General features: G+C 72.5%; 17 protein-coding genes. 9 read left to right on the top strand and 8 right to left on the bottom strand.

What is annotated here, in order from left to right; all coding sequences use genetic code 11:
- Positions 1-5: 5 nt before the first annotated feature.
- Genes ACA361_RS27690 through ACA361_RS27680 form a run of 3 tightly spaced genes read right to left on the bottom strand, consistent with a single transcriptional unit; the run spans position 6 to position 2,683 of the window.
- Positions 6-842 carry an MlaE family ABC transporter permease gene (locus tag ACA361_RS27690; RefSeq protein ID WP_375016908.1) on the bottom strand — a complete coding sequence of 279 codons (837 nt, stop codon included), beginning with the start codon at positions 840-842 and terminating at the stop codon, positions 6-8.
- Positions 843-863: 21 nt separating this feature from the next.
- The gene (locus ACA361_RS27685; protein WP_375016570.1) at positions 864-1,652 is read right to left on the bottom strand and encodes an MlaE family ABC transporter permease; all 789 of its coding nucleotides are present in this window, start codon (positions 1,650-1,652) and stop codon (positions 864-866) included.
- Positions 1,649-2,683, bottom strand: coding sequence for an ABC transporter ATP-binding protein (locus tag ACA361_RS27680; protein ID WP_375016568.1), 1,035 nt, complete (start codon positions 2,681-2,683; stop codon positions 1,649-1,651). Before ACA361_RS27680 ends, ACA361_RS27685 begins: the two co-directional genes overlap by 4 nt.
- 617 nt (positions 2,684-3,300) lie before the next feature.
- Between ACA361_RS27680 and ACA361_RS27675 the strand changes: the two genes are divergently transcribed.
- From ACA361_RS27675 to nadE, 5 genes are all read left to right on the top strand, one after another.
- Entirely contained in the window at positions 3,301-4,353 is a 1,053-nt protein-coding gene (locus ACA361_RS27675) for a methyltransferase domain-containing protein (RefSeq protein WP_375016566.1), read from the top strand.
- Positions 4,354-4,422: 69 nt separating this feature from the next.
- On the top strand, positions 4,423-5,070 hold the full coding sequence (locus ACA361_RS27670) for a PadR family transcriptional regulator (RefSeq protein WP_375016564.1): 648 nt from the start codon (positions 4,423-4,425) through the stop codon (positions 5,068-5,070).
- A 168-nt stretch (positions 5,071-5,238) separates the two neighbouring features.
- The gene (locus tag ACA361_RS27665; protein WP_375016562.1) at positions 5,239-6,429 is read left to right on the top strand and encodes an FAD-dependent oxidoreductase; all 1,191 of its coding nucleotides are present in this window, start codon (positions 5,239-5,241) and stop codon (positions 6,427-6,429) included.
- A 202-nt stretch (positions 6,430-6,631) separates the two neighbouring features.
- On the top strand, positions 6,632-6,826 hold the full coding sequence (locus ACA361_RS27660; RefSeq protein ID WP_375016560.1) for a hypothetical protein: 195 nt from the start codon (positions 6,632-6,634) through the stop codon (positions 6,824-6,826).
- A 46-nt stretch (positions 6,827-6,872) separates the two neighbouring features.
- Positions 6,873-7,715, top strand: a complete 843-nt coding sequence (gene nadE / locus ACA361_RS27655) for an ammonia-dependent NAD(+) synthetase (protein ID WP_375016558.1) — start codon at positions 6,873-6,875, stop codon at positions 7,713-7,715.
- Positions 7,716-7,965: 250 nt separating this feature from the next.
- Here nadE and ACA361_RS27650 read toward each other — a convergent pair whose 3' ends face one another.
- The 3 genes from ACA361_RS27650 to ACA361_RS27640 all read right to left on the bottom strand — a co-directional run bounded on the left by ACA361_RS27650 (position 7,966) and on the right by ACA361_RS27640 (position 9,920).
- The gene (locus ACA361_RS27650; protein WP_375016555.1) at positions 7,966-8,610 is read right to left on the bottom strand and encodes a hypothetical protein; all 645 of its coding nucleotides are present in this window, start codon (positions 8,608-8,610) and stop codon (positions 7,966-7,968) included.
- Positions 8,611-8,724: 114 nt separating this feature from the next.
- Positions 8,725-9,132 carry a DUF4440 domain-containing protein gene (locus ACA361_RS27645; RefSeq protein WP_375016553.1) on the bottom strand — a complete coding sequence of 136 codons (408 nt, stop codon included), beginning with the start codon at positions 9,130-9,132 and terminating at the stop codon, positions 8,725-8,727.
- Positions 9,129-9,920 carry an SDR family oxidoreductase gene (locus ACA361_RS27640; RefSeq protein WP_375016552.1) on the bottom strand — a complete coding sequence of 264 codons (792 nt, stop codon included), beginning with the start codon at positions 9,918-9,920 and terminating at the stop codon, positions 9,129-9,131. The genes ACA361_RS27645 and ACA361_RS27640 overlap by 4 nt, the downstream gene beginning before the upstream one ends.
- A gap of 35 nt (positions 9,921-9,955) precedes the next feature.
- Between ACA361_RS27640 and ACA361_RS27635 the strand changes: the two genes are divergently transcribed.
- From ACA361_RS27635 to ACA361_RS27620, 4 genes are all read left to right on the top strand, one after another.
- The gene (locus tag ACA361_RS27635) at positions 9,956-10,912 is read left to right on the top strand and encodes a cupin domain-containing protein (RefSeq protein WP_375016550.1); all 957 of its coding nucleotides are present in this window, start codon (positions 9,956-9,958) and stop codon (positions 10,910-10,912) included.
- A gap of 154 nt (positions 10,913-11,066) precedes the next feature.
- Positions 11,067-11,654 (top strand): hypothetical protein, encoded by a 588-nt coding sequence (locus ACA361_RS27630; RefSeq protein WP_375016548.1) that lies wholly within the window; start codon positions 11,067-11,069, stop codon positions 11,652-11,654.
- Positions 11,655-11,674: 20 nt separating this feature from the next.
- Entirely contained in the window at positions 11,675-13,132 is a 1,458-nt protein-coding gene (locus tag ACA361_RS27625) for a hypothetical protein (RefSeq protein WP_375016546.1), read from the top strand.
- A gap of 440 nt (positions 13,133-13,572) precedes the next feature.
- Positions 13,573-14,241, top strand: a complete 669-nt coding sequence (locus tag ACA361_RS27620; protein WP_375016544.1) for a hypothetical protein — start codon at positions 13,573-13,575, stop codon at positions 14,239-14,241.
- Between the two features lie 182 nt (positions 14,242-14,423).
- Here the strand turns inward: ACA361_RS27620 and ACA361_RS27615 are convergent, their stop codons facing one another.
- Together ACA361_RS27615 and ACA361_RS27610 are read right to left on the bottom strand one after the other, a co-directional pair.
- A complete protein-coding gene (locus ACA361_RS27615) occupies positions 14,424-16,433 on the bottom strand; it encodes a DUF6801 domain-containing protein (RefSeq protein WP_375016542.1) in 2,010 nt (669 codons plus the stop codon).
- Between the two features lie 285 nt (positions 16,434-16,718).
- Positions 16,719-17,348 (bottom strand): hypothetical protein, encoded by a 630-nt coding sequence (locus ACA361_RS27610; protein ID WP_375016540.1) that lies wholly within the window; start codon positions 17,346-17,348, stop codon positions 16,719-16,721.
- Between the last annotated feature and the right edge of the window lie 92 nt (positions 17,349-17,440).

Genomic DNA, 17,440 nt, shown 5'->3' with positions numbered 1-17,440 from the left:
CCCGCTCACCCCGCGACCTTCACCGTCGTGGTGGCGCCCCAGATCGCCAGGCTGAGGAAGAAGTCGGTGACGCTGATCAGCACGATCGCGGTACGGACCGCGCGGCCGACCGCGACGCCGACGCCCGCCGGGCCGCCGGCCGCCCGGTAGCCGTAGTAGCAGTGCGCCAGGATCACCATCACGCTGAAGATCAGCACTTTCAGGAACGACAGGATCACGTCCGTCGGCGACAGGAACACGTTGAAGTAGTGGTCGTAGGTGCCGGCGGACTGCCCGTTCACCCAGATCGTGATCTGCCTGGACGCCAGGTACGACGACAGCAGCCCGATCCCGTACAGCGGGATGATCGCGACCGTGCCGGCGATGATCCGGGTGGTGACCAGGTACGGCATGGACGGGATGCCCATGCCCTCCAGCGCGTCGATCTCCTCGTTGATCCGCATCGCGCCGAGCTGGGCGGTGAAGCCCGCCCCGACCGTCGCCGACAGCGCCAGCCCGGCCACCAGCGGCGCGATCTCGCGGGTGTTGAAGTAGGCCGACACGAAGCCGGTGAACGCCGAGGTGCCGATCTGGTTGAGCGCCGCGTACCCCTGGAGGCCGACGACGACGCCGGTGAACAGCGTCATCGCGAACATGACGCCGACCGTTCCGCCGATCACCGCCAGGGCGCCGGAGCCGAACGCGACCTCGCCCAGCAGCCGCTGCACCTCCTTGAGATAGCGGCGCAGCGCGCGCGGCGTCCACAGCAGCGCCCGCACGTAGAAGCCGAGCTGGTCGCCGGGCTGGTCGAGCCAGGCGAACCAGGACCCGGGACGGCGGATCGCGGACCCGGGTCCGCGCATCAGAGAGCCGGTGGCCATCGCTCACGACCCCTTCGGCGGTACGACCTGGAGGTAGATCGCGGTCAGCACCAGGTTGACGAAGAACAGCAGCAGGAAGGTGATCACCACCGACTGGTTGACCGCGTCGCCGACGCCCTTGGGGCCGCCGCGCGGGTTGAGCCCCCGGTAGGCCGCCACGACGCCGGCGATGAAGCCGAACAGCAGCGCCTTGAACTCGCTGATGTACAGGTCGGGCAGCTGCGCCAGCGCGGAGAACGAGGCCAGGTACGCGCCCGGCGTGCCGCCCTGCATCACGACGTTGAAGAAGTAGCCGCCCATCACGCCGACGACCGAGACCAGGCCGTTCAGCAGCACCGCCACCAGCATCGCCGCCAGCACCCGCGGCACGATCAGCCGCTGGATCGGCGAGACGCCCATGACCTCCATCGCGTCCATCTCCTCGCGGATGGTCCGCGAGCCGATGTCGGCGCAGATCGCCGAGCCGCCGGCGCCGGAGATCAGCAGCGCCACGATGATCGGGCTGGCCTGCTGGATCACCGCGAGCACGCTGGCGCCGCCGGTGAACGACTGCGCGCCGAGCTGCTGCGCCAGCGACCCGACCTGGAGCGCGATCACCGCGCCGAACGGGATCGAGACCAGCGCGGTCGGCAGGATCGTCACCGACGCGATGAACCAGAACTGCTCCAGCAGCTCCCGCGCCTGGAACGGCCGCCGGAACATCTGGGTCAGCACGGTCGCGCCGAGCGCGAACAGCCGCCCGGTCTCGCGCAGCGCGCCCGCCCCGGGCACCGAGGAGGAGGGGGCGGTCATCGCGGCCCCCCGTACGCCGACGGCCCGAGGCCGGGCGGCCCGAACCCGGGCTGCGCGCGGCGCTCGCGGGCGGGCGGCAGCAGACTGTTCAAGATCGCCTCCTGGGCCGCGGGGGGAAGCTGGGCGAGCATGGTCATCACGCGTTCCCGGCGGCGGTTCACGGCCGTGCGCTCCGGCATGCCGGGGCTGGGCTGGAGCTGCGGGACGATCTCCGGCACCTTCGCGGCCGGCAGCGCGAGCCGCTGCTCGGCGGCCAGCTCGGCGGCGTCCTTCTCCTCGCTCATCCCGATCGGCCCGTGCCGGTTGCCCCGCAGGAACTGCGCCACCACCGGCTCCTGGCTGGTCAGCAGCACCTCGCGCGGGCCGAACGTGACGAGGTCGCGGCGGAACAGCATGCCGATGTTGTCGGGCACGGTCGACGCGATCTCGATGTTGTGCGTGACGATGAGCATCGTGGTGTCGATCCGCGCGTTCAGGTCGATGAGCAGCTGCGACAGGTAGGCGGTCCGGACCGGGTCGAGACCGGAGTCGGGCTCGTCGCACAGGATGATCTGCGGGTCCAGCACCAGCGCCCGCGCCAGCCCGGCGCGCTTGCGCATCCCGCCGGAGATCTGGCCGGGCAGCTTGCGCTCCTGCCCGCCGAGTCCCACCATCTCCATCCGTTCCAGGACGATCCGGCGGATCTCCGTCTCCTTCTTGCGGGTGTGCTCGCGCAGCGGGAACGCGATGTTGTCGAACAGGTTCATCGACCCGAACAGCGCGCCGTCCTGGAACATCAGCCCGAACAGCTTGCGCGTCTCGTACACCTTGCGGTCGGGGTCGTTCACCATGTCGACGCCGTTGATCAGCACCCGGCCGCGCTCGGGCTTGAGCAGCCCGATCAGCGACTTCAGGAACACGGTCTTGCCGGTCCCCGACGGGCCGAGCATCACGCTCACCTCGCCGGCCGGCAGCGTCAGCGACACGTCCCGCCAGATGGTCTGCCGGCCGAAGGACTTCGTGAGCCCCTCAACGACGACTTCAAGTCCCATTCGACAGAGCCCATTCCCGGAGCAGAACAGCGGAGATCTATTGAAACCGGCTCGAATAGCGACCGTTATCGATGTCGCGACGCCAGCCGCTACTGGCCGGTACGCTACTTGTGGCGAGCGGCACCACGCAAGCAATCCGCGCGAAACAAATTCGCCCCCGGCGGAACGTTGTCATCGAATGACAATGACTACCGGAGGGTTTATCTACGAGTGCGCGTCCGGGCCCGGCGAGACCGCATCTCTCCAGGTCACGGAACGGTATCAACAAACATCGGGATGCCGTTAAATGCCGGGACGGAAATAGCGAAAACCCGCAATGAATGGCCGTCGAATGCGGTTCGGCCGATATGGACGGGCCGGGCCGGGGAACGTTCCCGGCCGCCCGCCCGATCATTCCGAAACGGCGATACGCACGCTCGCGAGTGCGCCGGGGCGGGCGGCCCGGCGCGAAGGCCGTCCGCCCGCTCCCCCGATCGCCGCTAACATGCTGGCATGACCTTCTTCCACCTGCGTTAGCGATCCGCCGGCGAGGCGAGGAGCCCCCGCCGCCGGCGATGCGGGACCGGCGCACCGCCCGTCCCGGGTCCTGACGTGGGAGAAGAACGATCATCATGCGCATGGTGGCGCGTTGCGTCCGCGGGCTCGAGTCCCTGCTGGCCACCGAGATCCTGCGGCACGAGCTCGGCACGATCACCCGGATCGGCCACCGCGAGGTCCACTTCCGTACCGGCCTCCCGGCGGCGGAGGCCACCGCCCTCCGGCTCGCCGACGACGTCTTCCGGCTCGTCGCCCGGATCCCCGACCCCGGCCCCGCCAGGTCCGGCCTGGCCGCCCTGGCCGATCTGGCCGCCCTGGCCGATCCGGCTGATCTTGTCGATCCGGCCGCGCTCGGTGAGGGGGGCGGCCTCGGCGGCGGCGCGCCCGCGGTGGCCGGGGTCGAGGTGTCGGCGTCGTTCCTGGGACGGCGGAACTACAACCGGCACGACGCCGAGGACGCCGTGGGCCGCGCCCTCGCCGGGCGGCTCGGCGTCCCGTACCACTCGCGGCGGGACGGGTCCGCCCCGCCGCCCGGGTACGGCGCGTACCGGCTGGCGCTGGACGGCGACCGCGCCGGCCTGATGCTGCGGGTCGCCGGCCGGCCGCTGCACCGCCGCGCGTACAAGCGGCGCACGGTCCCCGGCACGCTGCACCCGCCGGTGGCCGCCGCGATGGCGGTGCTGGCGGAGATCCGGTCCGGGCACGCCGTCCTGGACCCGTGCTGCGGCGCCGGGACGCCGCTCATCGAGGCCGCGCTGCTCCAGCCGGGGGCGCGCTGCCGCGGCTTCGACATCGGCCGCGAGGCCGTGGAGGCGTCCCGCGCGAACGCCGAAGGGCTGGGGATCGAGTTCCGGAGGGGCGACGCGGCCGCGCTGCCCCTGCCGGACGGGAGCGTCGACCGCGTGGTGTGCAACCCGCCGTGGGGCAGGCAGGTGGGGCGGCACGGGCGGCTCTCCGGGTGGTGGCGGGAGCTGCGGCGGGTCCTCGCGCCCGGCGGGGCCGCCGTCGTCCTGACACCCGATACGGCCGACCTCACCGCCGCGATCCGCGCCGGGCTGGCGCCCGTTCACCTCCAGCGGGTCAGGGTCTCCGGTGCGCACTCCGGCCTCGTCCGCCTCGACCGGCAGGCATGAGCGGCGGGGTATTGCCGGGATTTACTCGTAGACGTATATTCGTGGACGAGTAAGCGAGGAGGGGGCGCGATGGCCGGGAAGCGCAAGGTCGACAACCTGCTGGCGCTCGCGGTGCTGGCCACCGTCCAGGAGCGGCCGATGCACCGGTACGAGATGGCGTCGATCATGCGGGCCCGCAGCAAGGACCAGGACATGAACGTCAAGTGGGGCTCCCTCTACACCGTCGTCCAGAACCTGGAGAAGCACGGCTTCCTGGAGAACATCGGGAGCAGCCGGCAGGGCGCCCGGCCGGAACGGACGATCTACCGGATCACCGACGCCGGCCGGCGCGAGATGGTCGAGTGGACGCGGGAGCTGGTCTCCACCCCGCATCCGGAGCGGCCGCGGTTCGTGGCCGGGCTCTCGGTGCTGGCCGCGATCCCGCCGGGCGAGGCGGCCGACCTGCTGCGGACCCGGCTCGGCCGGCTGGAGGAGACGATCGGCGCGCGGCGGGCGGGACTCGCCGAGCACGCGAAGGACGTCCCCCGGCTGTTCCTCATCGAGGACGAGTACGAGCTGGCGATCCTGGAGGCGGAGGCGGCCTGGGTCGCCTCGATGATCGAGGAGCTGGCGTCCGGCTCCCACCCCGACCTCGCCGTGTGGCAAGCCTGGCACGACACCGGCGAGATGCCCCCGGAGGCGGCCGAACTCGCCGAGAGGGGGGCCGTCGAGGGCTGAGACACGCTGGACGACCCCGTACGAAGCCCGGTGGCGGTGCGGCAACACCGCCACCGGGACCCTTCCCCGAACCGACGCCCGTCACGACGGACCCGGCCCTGAGGTGGCGACGAAAGGATAACCGGGTTCTCCCGCGGGACGGTTCGCACCCACCGAAGGAGAAGACCCATGTCCAAGGTACGAAGCGCGCTGGTCATCGGCGGCGGCATCGCCGGCCCGGTCACCGCGGCCGCCCTCCTCAAGGCCGGCATCGACGCGACCGTCCACGAGGCGTACCCCGCCGCGTCGGACGGCATCGGCGGCACCCTCGCCCTGGCCCCCAACGGCATGGCGGCGCTGGACGTCGTCGGCGCCGGCGACGCGGTCCGTTCCCTCGCCCTCCCGATCCGGCGCAGCGCCATGGCGATCGGGCGCGGGCCGCTCCGCACCGTGCCCGCGCTCCCGGACGTGGAGCCGCTGCAGATGGTCGACCGCGGCGGCCTGCACCGGGCGCTGCGGGACCGGGCGCTCGCGGCGGGTGCCAGGTTCGAGTACGGCAAGCGCCTGGTGGGCGCCGACGAGGACCCGGACGGCGTCACGGCGAAGTTCGCCGACGGCGGCACCGCCCGCGCCGACGTCCTGATCGGGGCCGACGGCGTCCGCTCCACCGTCCGCACGCTGATCGACCCGGCCGCGCCCGGCCCCGGCTACACCGGCATGCTCGGCTTCGAGGGCCGCGCGGACGTCGCCGTCGACGCCGAGCCCGGCACGATGGTCTTCGCGTTCGGGAAGCGGGCGTACTACCTGTACTGGGTGCTGCCCGGCGGCGGGGTCGGCTGGGGCGCCAACCTGCCCTCCCGCGACCACCTGACGCTGACCGAGGCGCGGCGGCGCCCCGCCGCGGAATGGCTGCGCACGCTGCGCGAGACCTACGCCGGCGACGACCCCGGCGGCGCGCTGGCCGCCCGCACGAGCGCGGAGACGCTGCAGGTCGTCGGGGCGCTGCACATCATGCCGCCGGTGCCGCACTGGTGGCGCGGCCGGATGGCGCTGGTCGGGGACGCGGTGCACGCGCCGTCCAACAGCACCGGGCAGGGCGCGTCGCTGGCCGCCGAGAGCGCGATCGAGCTGGCGCGCTGCCTGCGCGACCTGCCCGGGCCGGCACCGGCGTTCGCCGCGTACGAGCGGCTGCGCCGGTCCCGCGTGGAACGGATCGCCGCCCGCGGCGCCAGGATCAACAGCGCCAAGACGCCGGGCCCGGTGGCGCGGAAGGCCATGTCGGTGCTGATGCCGATCATGTTCAGGGCGGGGAGCGTCGAGAAGAGCCTGGGCCGGGAGCAGCGCCACGCCATCGACTGGGACGCGCCCGTCCCCGCCTGAGGAACCGTCCGTGCCGATGCAACCCCCGGCACCACCGCCGCATTGATAGCGGTGCGAGACAGCCACAGGGAGCGAGCGACGCGTCGTACACGGAGTACGTGACGGCGCGTTCGCTCTGGCTCCAGCGCGTCGCGTACCTGCTGTGCCACGACTGGCAGCGGGCCGGCGACCTCGTGCAGACGACCGTGAAACCCAGCTCGCCGTGCGGGACGTCCAGATCGCCACCGCGGGGTCGTCCGTCGGCCGGAACACGACGCTGGCGTTCTCGCCCGGCCTCGCCGTCACCCTCGCCGCGCCCGACTGGCGGCGCGCGCCCAACACCACGGTCGCCGGCCGCCCGGCCTTCCAGCGCAGCGAGCCCGCTCGCGACCGCCGGCCCACGGCCCCACTCACCTGACGCCCCGGGCCCGCCGGGCCGATCCGCGGGAGGTTACAGTGCGCGAATGGGGAATCTTCGGGAGCGGATTCAGGCCGAGCTCGGCGTCCAGGCGGAGATCGTGCCCAAGGTCGAGGTGCGGCGGCGGGTCGGTTTCCTCAAGGACTTCCTGCGGTCCACGCCGGCCAAGGGGTACGTGCTCGGGATCAGCGGGGGCCAGGACAGCACGCTGGCCGGCAGGCTGTGCCAGCTCGCCTGCCAGGAGCTGCGCGCCGAGGGGCACGAGGCCGTCTTCGTCGCGGTGCGGCTGCCGTACGGCGTGCAGGCCGACGAGGACGACGCGCAGATCGCGCTGGAGTTCATCCGGCCGGACCGGTCGATCACGGTGAACGTCAAGCCGGGCGCGGACGCGGTCGCCCGCGAGGTGGCACTCGGCCTGGGCGAGTCGCCCGACGGCGGGACGGGGCTGCGGGACTTCGTGCGCGGCAACGTCAAGGCCCGCGAGCGCATGGTGATCCAGTACGCGATCGCCGGCCAGCTCGGGCTGCTCGTCGCGGGGACCGACCACGCGGCCGAGGCCGTGACCGGCTTCTTCACCAAGTACGGCGACGGCGGCGTCGACCTGACTCCGCTGACCGGCCTGACCAAGCGGCAGGGCGCGGCGCTGCTGCAGGAGCTGGGCGCGCCGCCGAGCGTCTGGGAGAAGGTGCCGACCGCCGACCTCGAGGACGACCGGCCGGCGCTGCCCGACGAGGTGGCGCTCGGCCTGACCTACACCCAGATCGACGACTACCTGGAGGGCGCCGACGTCGCGCCGGAGGTGGCGGCGAAGGTGGAGTCGGTCTATCTCGCGACGCGGCACAAGCGCACCGTCCCGGTCACCCCGCTCGACGGCTGGTGGCGCTCCTGACCTCGTTCACTCCCATCGCACCGGCCACCACAGCGTCAGGGCCGGCCCGGCCGCGAACACCACCGTCCGGAAGAACGAGCTGAACGTCGCCGGCGGCGTGCCGCGCGCGGGCGGCGGTCGTCGCCGGCGGCCTGTTCTGCGTCGCCGCCACGCTCGCCGTGGCCGCCGCCTTCCCGGCCCTGCGCCGGGCCACCCTCGCCCCGGGCGACTCCGCGATCAGGTCGTCCGGGAGATGAGCCGTACCGTGCGCCTACTTCTTGCGCAGGCACAGGACGGCGTCGACCTTCAACCGCGAGACGTCGCCGGACGCGCCCTGCGTCTCCCATGTCCATGAATGGGAGCGGACCGCCCCGGGAACCTTGGCGCAGGCGCGCGCCTCGTCGGGCCGCGGCACGTCCGCGAGGCGCTTGACGACCTCGTACTCCGCCTCCTTCGCGGCGCAGTCGACCCGCTGCGCCGCGCCGCCCGCGAAGGCGAGGCAGTCGCCCTCCCTGGCCACGTTCACGGCCCTGTCCGGGTCGACGTCCTTCTCGCCGAGGCACACGGTCGCGTCGTCGTTGGTGGCCGACCGGGACGCGCCGGCCACCTGCCGGCAGGTGCCCTTGGACGCGCCCAGCGGGATCAGCCGGAGCGCCTTGTGCGTGGCGGCGGGGTTCTCGCACGGGAGGATGCGGTAGGGCGAGTTCTCGTCGCCGGGCGTCTCCCGCACGCAGTCGCCGACCGCGACGTTGTTGATGTGGTCCTTGTTCCCCGACCAGAGCCAGTAGGCGCCCGCGCAGATCAGCAGGATCACCGCGAGGAGGCCGGCGCAGCCCCACAGCCCGCCCTGGGGCTCGGCGTTCTCCTCGTCCGCCAGGGATTCGCCGGACGGCGACATCGCCTGGCCTGTTGACATGCGACCGCCCCCCGATCCATGCGAATTATGGAACGCGCGACTATAGCGTGGCATGTCCGTGGACGAGGGCGAATGCCCGCATCCGGCCGATCTTTTCTGGCTCGCGGAGGACGGCTACGGCGCCCCGCCCGGAACGATCCACGTCTCGTGCAGGTGCCGCCAGCGGAGGCCGTGGCGGGCGCCCGGATCCGGAACGAGGATCGCGACGGCCCGGCGCGCCTCGTGCCGCCTCTGCTCCTCGTGGTGGTGGTGCTCCTCGTACGTGGCGACGACCATCCCGTCCGCTTCCAGGAGCACGCGGGGTTCGCGGATCCGGAGGCGGAGGCCGGGCGCGGTGCCGTGGGCCTTCCCCATGGCGGGGCTCAGGTCGGGCAGGGTGTGGAGGGTGCCGTCCGGGTCGTACCAGGTGAAATCCGGCGCGTGCATGTCCAGGAAGCCGGCGACGGCGGTGGCGGCGGCGGTTCCGCGCAGCCAGGACTCGATGAATCGGTGGTGCTCGACGATCTCGCCGGCGGCGTTCACCGGCGCGCCTCCGCCGCCCAGGCGCGCAGCGGCGTGAGCCGGACGCCGAAGGTCTCCTCCACGCGGGCCGGGTCGCCGCCGTAGAAGCCCGCGTTCCCGGGCGCGGCGATCCAGCGGTAGGTGGCCGCGACGCCGGACGCGGCGGCCGGGCCGAGGATCGGGGCCATGTGCTCCTCGAAGGCGTCCGCCGTCAGCGGCACGTAGCGGGCGCCGAAGGCGGCGGCCAGCTCGGGACCGGTCACCACGTCCCCGCCGCCGATGTCGATCGCGGAGCCGACCAGCTCGTCGCGGCCGAACGCGGCGGCGGTGATCGCGCCGAGGTCGGCGTGCGCCAGCCAGGCGACCCGGTGGCCCGCCGGGATCGGGTACGGGAGGACGCCGCCGGCGGGCGCCAGGTTCTCCAGGTAGACGGGCGGGCGCAGCACGACGGTCGGGATGCCGGAGGCGAGCAGGGCGGCGGCCGCGTCGCGCCTGGTCTCGAACGCCGCGATGCCCGTGCGCTCCGCCGGGATCCGGTTGCCGGTGTTGAGGACGAGCCGCTCGCAGCCCTTCGCGGCGGCGATGATGTTGTCCACGTAGCGCTCCACCAGCGCCGGGTCGAACTCCATCGGCAGCGTCACCGACGCCCGCGCCACGCCCTCGAACGCGGCGCGCACGGCCTCGGGGTCGGCCAGGCCGCCGTCCGCGCGGCCGAAGCCGCGCACGCGGTGCCCGTCGCGCTCCAGGTGCCTCGCCACCGCTCCGCCCTGCGCGCCGTTCGCGCCGATCACCAGGTATGTCTCGGTCATGGGGTCCAGCCTGCCGGGGGCGTGCAGTACGTTCCATGAGCATGAGTCCGGATCCGGTTAACGATCGTCCGGCGGACCTGCTCGATGCGCTGCTGGCGCCGCTGCGGCTGGAGGGCGTGTTCGCGAGCCGCTGGGTGATGCGCGCGCCGTGGGGGTTCCGCGGCGGCCAGGAGCGGAACGCGATCCTGCACCACGTGCGGTCCGGCGAGTGCGCGATCACGATGCCGGGCGCGGCCGAGCCGATCATCCTGCGCGCGGGCGAGCTGGCGCTCTTCCCATGCGGGGCCGCGCACGAGGTGGCCGACCGGCCCGGGCGCGCGACGTCCCCGCTCGACCTGCTGCTCCCGGGACGCCCGCCGGGCGCCACCACCGAGGTGCGGGTGGACGGCCCCGGCCCGTCCACCGAGCTGCTGTGCGGCGGCCTGCACTACGACGAGGCGGGCATGTCGCCCCTCTACCGGGCGCTGCCGGACGTCCTGGTCCTCGACCGGGAGACGCTGGCGGGCGACCCGCTGCTCACCGGCACCCTGGACGGGCTGACCGGCCGGCACGGCGGGCTGGCCGCGCTGCGCGCGTTCGAGCTGGTCTTCGTGCTCGCGCTGCGCGTGGCCCTGGAGCGCTCGGACGAGGTCCCCGCCGCGCTGCGGCATCCGGCGGTCGGCCGGGCGCTGCTGGCGATCCAGACCCGGTACGCCGAACCGTGGACGCTGGAGAGCCTGGCGCGGGAGGCGCGACTGTCGCGGTCGGCGTTCGCGGCCGCGTTCACCCGGGTGGTCGGCGAGGCGCCGGCCCGCCACCTCGCGGGACGCCGGATGCGCGAGGCGGCCCGGCTCCTCACCGAGACCGGCGTGCCGCTGGGCATGATCCCCGAACGGGTCGGCTACGGCTCGGCCGTGGGCTTCCACCTGGCGTTCCGGCGGCACTTCGGCGTCCCGCCCGGCGAGTACCGCCGGACGGGACGGGCCGCGCTCAGCGCCCGGCCAGATCGCTGAGGACGGCGAGCCACATTTTGGCATCCGGCGATAACCCATTGCCGCTTCATGACAATTTTCCGGCACCATTCATTGCCGTTCTTGCCGGTGCCCACACCTCAACGTAGCGTCGGGTGATCCGACTCGGCGTTGACCCTCCTGAAGGGGACGGCAGATGAGACGACCGACGTTCCGACACGCCCTCGCCCTGCTGCTCGCGCCGCTCTGCGGCACCGCGCTCACGGCCCTGCCGGCCCAGGCGGAGCCGAAATCTCCGGCCGCGAGCACACCGGTCCTTTTCGGCTCGTCCAACATCGAATTGAGGGTCCCGAGGACGGGGGTGACGTTCGCCGTCTGCGACTGGCACGAGATGGAGGGGGAAACGTCCGGCGGCTCGACGACCGTTTACGCGCAGTCCTTCATCGACTGCACGACGAGTTTCAACCTCCCGGTGGACTTCACCGTGAGCGGCCACTGGAGCCAGAACACCACGGGACCGACCTCCGACCCCGGCGTCGACTCCGTCTCGATCACCGATGTCTCGCTCACCGGCGTCGTGCCGTTCGGGTGCACGTTCACGGTGACCGGCGGGGCGCCCGGCACGTACGACCACCTCACGGCGGTCATGACGCTCGACCCGGCCGCCCCCGACCCCGGCAACGTCTCCCTCGTCGCCTCCGGTGTCTCCGGATGCTCGGGCCTCGTCGCGAACGGGGACACGTTCGAATGGTCCGGCGACTACGACGTCGACCCGCCGCTCTGATGAACCGCCCGCACTGACCCGTGAGCGTCCGAGCGCGGCTGGAGGCGCTGCCCGGCGGGCCGTGGGTGACCGGGGCCGTACTGCTGTGCACGACCGGGACCCTCGGCGCCGTCGCCACCTCGGCCATGCCCGTCCACGTGGTGCGGCGCGCGGCGGGGGTCGCGGACGTGTTCCGCGTCAATCCCGGCACCGTCACCGTCTGGTACGCCGCGGTCATGGCGGTCGTGACGGCCGCCGGGCTGGCCGCGCTGTGCTGGTCGGTACGGCGGAGCTGGCCGTGGCTGATCCTGTCCGGCGTCATGCTGACCGGCGCGCTCGCGCTCGCGGAGCTGACCGCGTGGGACCTCATGAGTTCCGGGGTCTGGAGGGCCATCCTGTTCCTGGCGGCACTGCGGGCGGGCGCGGCGCAGCTGGTGCTGCTCGGCGTGCTGGCGGCGGGGACGCGGCTGGCGTGGACGGGTGCGCGCGGCGCGGGCGCCTTCCTGATCGGCGCCGCGTTCGGCGCCCAGGTGTTCGGCGCGGCCATGGACATCGAGGTGTACCGGGCCCTGGCGGAGGCCGGGCCGCTCGGCCCCGCGCCCGGGATGGACGCGGCCACGTTCGTGCGGCCGCTGCTGCGGGACGGGATGGTCCTGACCGCCGTCGGCGCCGCGGTCCTCGTCGTTCTCCTGCACCGGGTGTACGGCGCCCGCCCGGAGCCGGCCGGCCCGGAGGACCCGGACCCCGATCCCCGGCCGGACCGGCGGACGGCGGTCGCGGGCGCGGCGGCCGCGCTGGCGTTCGTCCCGGTGACGGTCCTCTGGAAGCAGGAGCAGGCCCTTTCGGCCACCGGCTACGCGGTGCTGCTGGCGGCCGGGCTGCTGCTCGCCGCGGCCGCCGGCGCGCGGGTGCTGGCGACCACGGCGACGGCCACGCTGGCCGTAGCCGGGATCTCTGGACCGGCCGGGATGCTGATGTTCGCCCAGCCGGGCGCGCTCGTCCGAATGTGGCTGCTGGTGGGCGCCGCGGTCCTGGCGGGCGCGGCGCTCGCGTATCCGGCCTGGCGGCGGTGGTCGGCGTCGGCCGCCTGCGCCGCGGCCGGGCTGATCCTGCTGCTGATCCTCGCCGTGCGGCCCGGGCGGCAGGCGTCCCACGAGGACCCGGTCGCCGTCGCGGTGCTGTTCGCGCTGGTCCTGGCGGCCTCCGCGGCGGTCGCCGCGAGCGGTGTCCGGCGCGGCGCGGAGGCGGCCGCGCCGGTCGTCCTCGGGCCACTGCTGACGGCCGCGGTCGTCGGCGCCTGCGGGCTGCTCGCCCGCTGGCAGGGAACGGGCCGGCGCGGCCCCGGGCCGGAACTGTTCGGCGAGCCGGGCCCGCTCGGCGCGTACGCGGCGATGCTCCTGGCCGCCGCCGCCCTCATCGCCGCCCCCGCGCCGTCCGGGCTCCGCGTTCTCCGGCGGAAGGCGGCGCCCGCCACTTCCGATAATGGCGCACGGACGTGAAGCGCGGGACGATCGGGAACGGCGCGTTCTCACCGAGATAGCGGCACCATTCACTGCGCGTAATTCCGGTGGCCGGTCCCGGTCGCCGGCCTCCACAGAATCTCTCCGCGCACGTCAGCGGGCCCACCGGCCGAGACACGGCCGGCGGCCGCTATCACCGCGAAACAAACAGAAGCGGCCGCTTGTATGCCGGTGACAAATACCGATATCAATTTCCGCCGCCTTACCGTGCACCCCTTGTCACCTTTTCTGGGCGGAAGTAATGTTCAACCGTCGTACCAATCATCGGATATGTCGGGTAACGGCGTGTCCCATAAAAACCCCGGGCGAATCGACCTCGCCCGGTGGCGGCCGGTCGATGCCCGCCACGATGCGACGCCGGTGCACCCGTACCGGCGGGATTCCACGTGCTGATCCCCGCCCCCCTTCAGGAGGACTTCATGGCGCACTCGAACCCCCGTCCCAGAGCCCGCCGGTTCGCCACGCTGGCCGCGGCGGCCGCCACGGCCGCCGCCGTCGTGTCGGTCCCCACCGCGGCGCACGCCGAGCCGGTGATCCGGGTGGACTACCCGGTGAACGGCAGCACGACCATCAAGGCGACCGGGTCCACGATGACGCTCGGCCCCGGCAAGCTCGCGTCGAGCCTCGACCTCGGCAACGGCGACCTGACCGCGAACCTCCAGATGCCGCCGGCGCACGGCGAGTTCAAGCAGTTCGGGCTCATCCCGGTCAGCGTGACCACCACGATGATCGAGGACAGCCCCACCACCGGGAAGGTGGACATCAACACCGGTGCCACCACCTCCACCTCGAAGGTCACGCTGAAGCTCAGCAACCTCAAGATGGCGGGCATCCCGATCCCGGTCGGCGACAACTGCAAGACCAAGACGCCGGCGACCATCAACCTGGCCTCGGGCGCCGACTGGGACGTCCTCAACGGCGGCACCATGTCCGGCAGCTACACGATCCCCGAGTTCCAGAACTGCCTGCTCGCGACTGGGCTCATCAACCTCACGGTCCCCGGCCCGGACAACACGATCACGCTGAAGCTGGGCGCGGCGACCGTCCCGCCGGAGGTGGCCAGGAAGCTCGCCGCGATCGGCGACTGACACCGGTCACCGAGGCCCGCTGACCGACCGGCGGCGGCCCGCGCGCACGACGAACGCTCGGCTGGGATCACCTTCCCGGCCGAGCGTTCGTCGTTGCGGGATGCGGTACTCCGCGCGCGGGCCCGGTAGTGACGCCGCGGGCCGGGCTTCCCGACGAAGCCCGGCCCGTCGTGCAAGTGGTGTCAGGGAGTGGTGGTGCCGTACTTGAAGTTCTGGGGGTTGTCCAGCGTGTACACGATGGCCTCACGCGGACCGAAGGTCCCCGAAAGCCGAATGGAGCAGTTCTGGTTATCCCCGAGCGTCGCGATCGTCCCGGTGTCGAACGTAAGGCGGGACTCGCCGTTCTTGTAGATGAACTGCGGCTTCATGTACCCGGCGTCCCCGTTCGGGTTCATGGCGAACGTGCATGCCCCCGCTCGGCCCGTCATCCGGGTGTTGAGGAAATTCAAGTTCAGGGTGCCGGTACTCGCATCGAACCCGACTTGCGGGTTGTGCCGGATGTGCGAAGGCAGGCCTTCGACCGTGAGCTCGACGGGCCCCAGCGCCGCCAGACCGCTGCCGGCCCCCTTGCAGCCGTGGAACCGCATGCTCTTGAGCGTTCCGAGCCTGACCGGCGGGATCTGGGACCCGTTCTTGAACGAGCCGGTGATGGTGGAGCTGTCGCAGACGATACTCCGGCTGGTCCCGACGCTGACCTTGAAGTCGAGCGGGCCCGAAGTGGCGCGCCAGTCCCCGCCGGGCTCGTTGGTGTAGCCGTATCCCGTCGGCGGGCACGGGAAGATGTTCGGCGACGCGTTGCCGTCCACATAGCAGACCGGTCCCTGAACGAGCCGGACGTAGTTCCCCTTGCTGGACACGGACGCGGTGAACAGCCGGTCGAGGTTCTCCCCGACCCCGCAGCCCTTGAACCCGGGAAGGTCCACGGTGCCGGTCAGCAGGCCGCCGTCTTCGACCCGGTAGGGGAACTCCGCCTCGCTATTGCCCTGCACCACCAGGCGCGCCGGCTCGGCCCGGCAGTTCGGGCCCACGTCCATCGGCGTGCCGTTGACCCGGACGTCGAAGAGCCGGATCGATACGTCCGCGTGCACCCTGGTGCGCGTCGGGTGGGGCGAGTCGGCCCAGTCCGGCCCTTCGGCGATGGCGTTCGCGTTCCCGAGCTGGGTGATCTCCATCTTCGCGGTGGTCGGCATGAAGTCGAAGGTCAGGAAGGTGGACTGGATGGAGTCGAGGTACGACTTGGCGATGGTGCGCGCCTGGACGTAGCCGTGGTCATCGGGCAGGCTGCGGAAACGCGCGAACTGCTCCACCCCGATCAGGACGGAGGCCGCGCCGCTGACCTTCGAGGCTCCCTTGAGCTTGTCGACGTTCGCGTTACCGTCGACCCGCGCGCACGACCGGTCGAGAGCGGGCGGCTGCGGATCGGAGCCCGGCTCCGGGGTCGGCTTCGGGAAGTCCGGGTTCAGACCGCCCTCGGGCATCGCCGGGCACGCGTCCTCGGGGGCGGCGCGGGGTGTGTTGCGCTGGCCGGGTGCGTTGCCCTGGCCTGGAGCGGGGTCGCCGCCGGCGGGCTGCTCGCCGTCCGCGGTCCCGAGCGGAACGGTGACGAAGGTGGTGTCCTGCCCGAGCGCCGGGGTGCACGACAGCGGGGCCGGCGTGCCCGCGGACGTTCCGTCCGCCTTGCGCGGGTCGAGCCGGAGCGCCAGCTCGCCGGCGGAGAAGACGGCGTCGCCCGTGGCGGCGAGGGTGGCGGCGGGAACGGGGCCGGTGGCCGTCAGCACCACCGGGTCCTTCCCGCGGACGGCGGTCTCCTTCACCGTCAGGCCCGGCCATTCGGCGCCGGTCGGCCGCCTGTCCTGGGTGACCAGGGTCTGCAGGCCGGCCCTGCCCGCGACCGTCGCCGTGTCGGCCGTCACGATTCCGGCCAGGGCGGCGCGGGACGCCGTGACGGTCAGGCCGATCTTCTCGGGCCTGATCTGCGCGCCCGGCGCGGCCGTGGCGGGGAACTCGCCCTTGAGCCGTACGGTCACCGCCTTGGGCCCGGAAGCGAGCCCGCAGGAATAGGTGAGGGTGAGATCCGCCCGCTGCACGGCGGCGACGGCCTCGGCGCTCGTGAGAAGGGCGGCCAGGACCATGACGGCGCCGGCGCCGGCCAGCCGTACCGGCCACGCCCGCCGCCCTGGACGTGTACGCATAACGATCCTCATCTCCGCCCGCCCGCGCTCGCGCGCCGGAACGCGATCCGCATTCGCACGCACCGGCGATGCGATGAGAACGCGACTTGCACGAACCGCGAGCCTAGTGCGCGCACATATTTGTCACAAGACGGCGCGTCCATTATGCGGAGCGCCGCCATTTCCATTGTTAATCGCTGATAATTCGGCGTGGTGGTTTGTCGCAGCCTGTCAATGGGCGCACGACGGCGGTGCCGCCCGGCCGGGTCGGCCGGGCGGCACCTGTGGTCATCGAGCGCGGGCGCCCTACGGGGTGCCGGTCAGGGTGACCGCGGGGTCGACGAAGAAGTCGCCGGAGAACTCGCCCGTGTCACCGTTGACGATGATGCCCAGGCAGCCCGTGACGTTCGAGGCCGTCAGGGTGGTGTTCCGCGGGTCGGGGTCGCTCGGGTCCAGCGTCAGGATCCCGTCGCCGTTCGTGTAGTGGCCGTTGACCCCACCGGTGAAGGTGGCCGTGCAGCCCGGGCCGGAGATCGTGGCCGACACGTTGGTGATCGAGCCGTTGTTGACGTTGGGGTCGCTGGTCGTCTGGTCGGCGTTCAGGTTCCACGTCCCGTTCTGCACCACGTTGAACGAGAGGTTCAGCGGGCCGGTGCAGCTGGTCCACTCGGAGCCCGTGATCTGGGCGATCGCGTTGCCGTTGTGCCCGGTGACGTTCTCGATGTTCGCCTCGGCGGCGACCACTTCGCAGGTGAGGACGGCGTTGTTCCGCACGACGCGCAGCGAGGTGTTCGTCGACTCGGCGGCGGCCGAGCCGTCGGCGTTGGCACCGGTGATCGCCCAGGGGGCGTCCGCCATGGCGGGGGTGGCGGTGAGGCCGATGCCGGCGGCGACGACGGCGGAGGCGACGAGGCCCTTGCGGATGGACTTGCGCATTGGATGTTGCCCTTTCGAGAGGGGGGTTCCCGGGTGCGGGGGTGCTTGTCGAAGGGGTGGGAATCCGGGGACGGGGTGCCTTGCTCTTTAGA

This window comes from Actinomadura sp. 21ATH (genome assembly GCF_041951345.1).
GTDB lineage: Bacteria > Actinomycetota > Actinomycetes > Streptosporangiales > Streptosporangiaceae > Spirillospora.
This window is presented reverse-complemented; position numbering and strand designations above follow the sequence as displayed.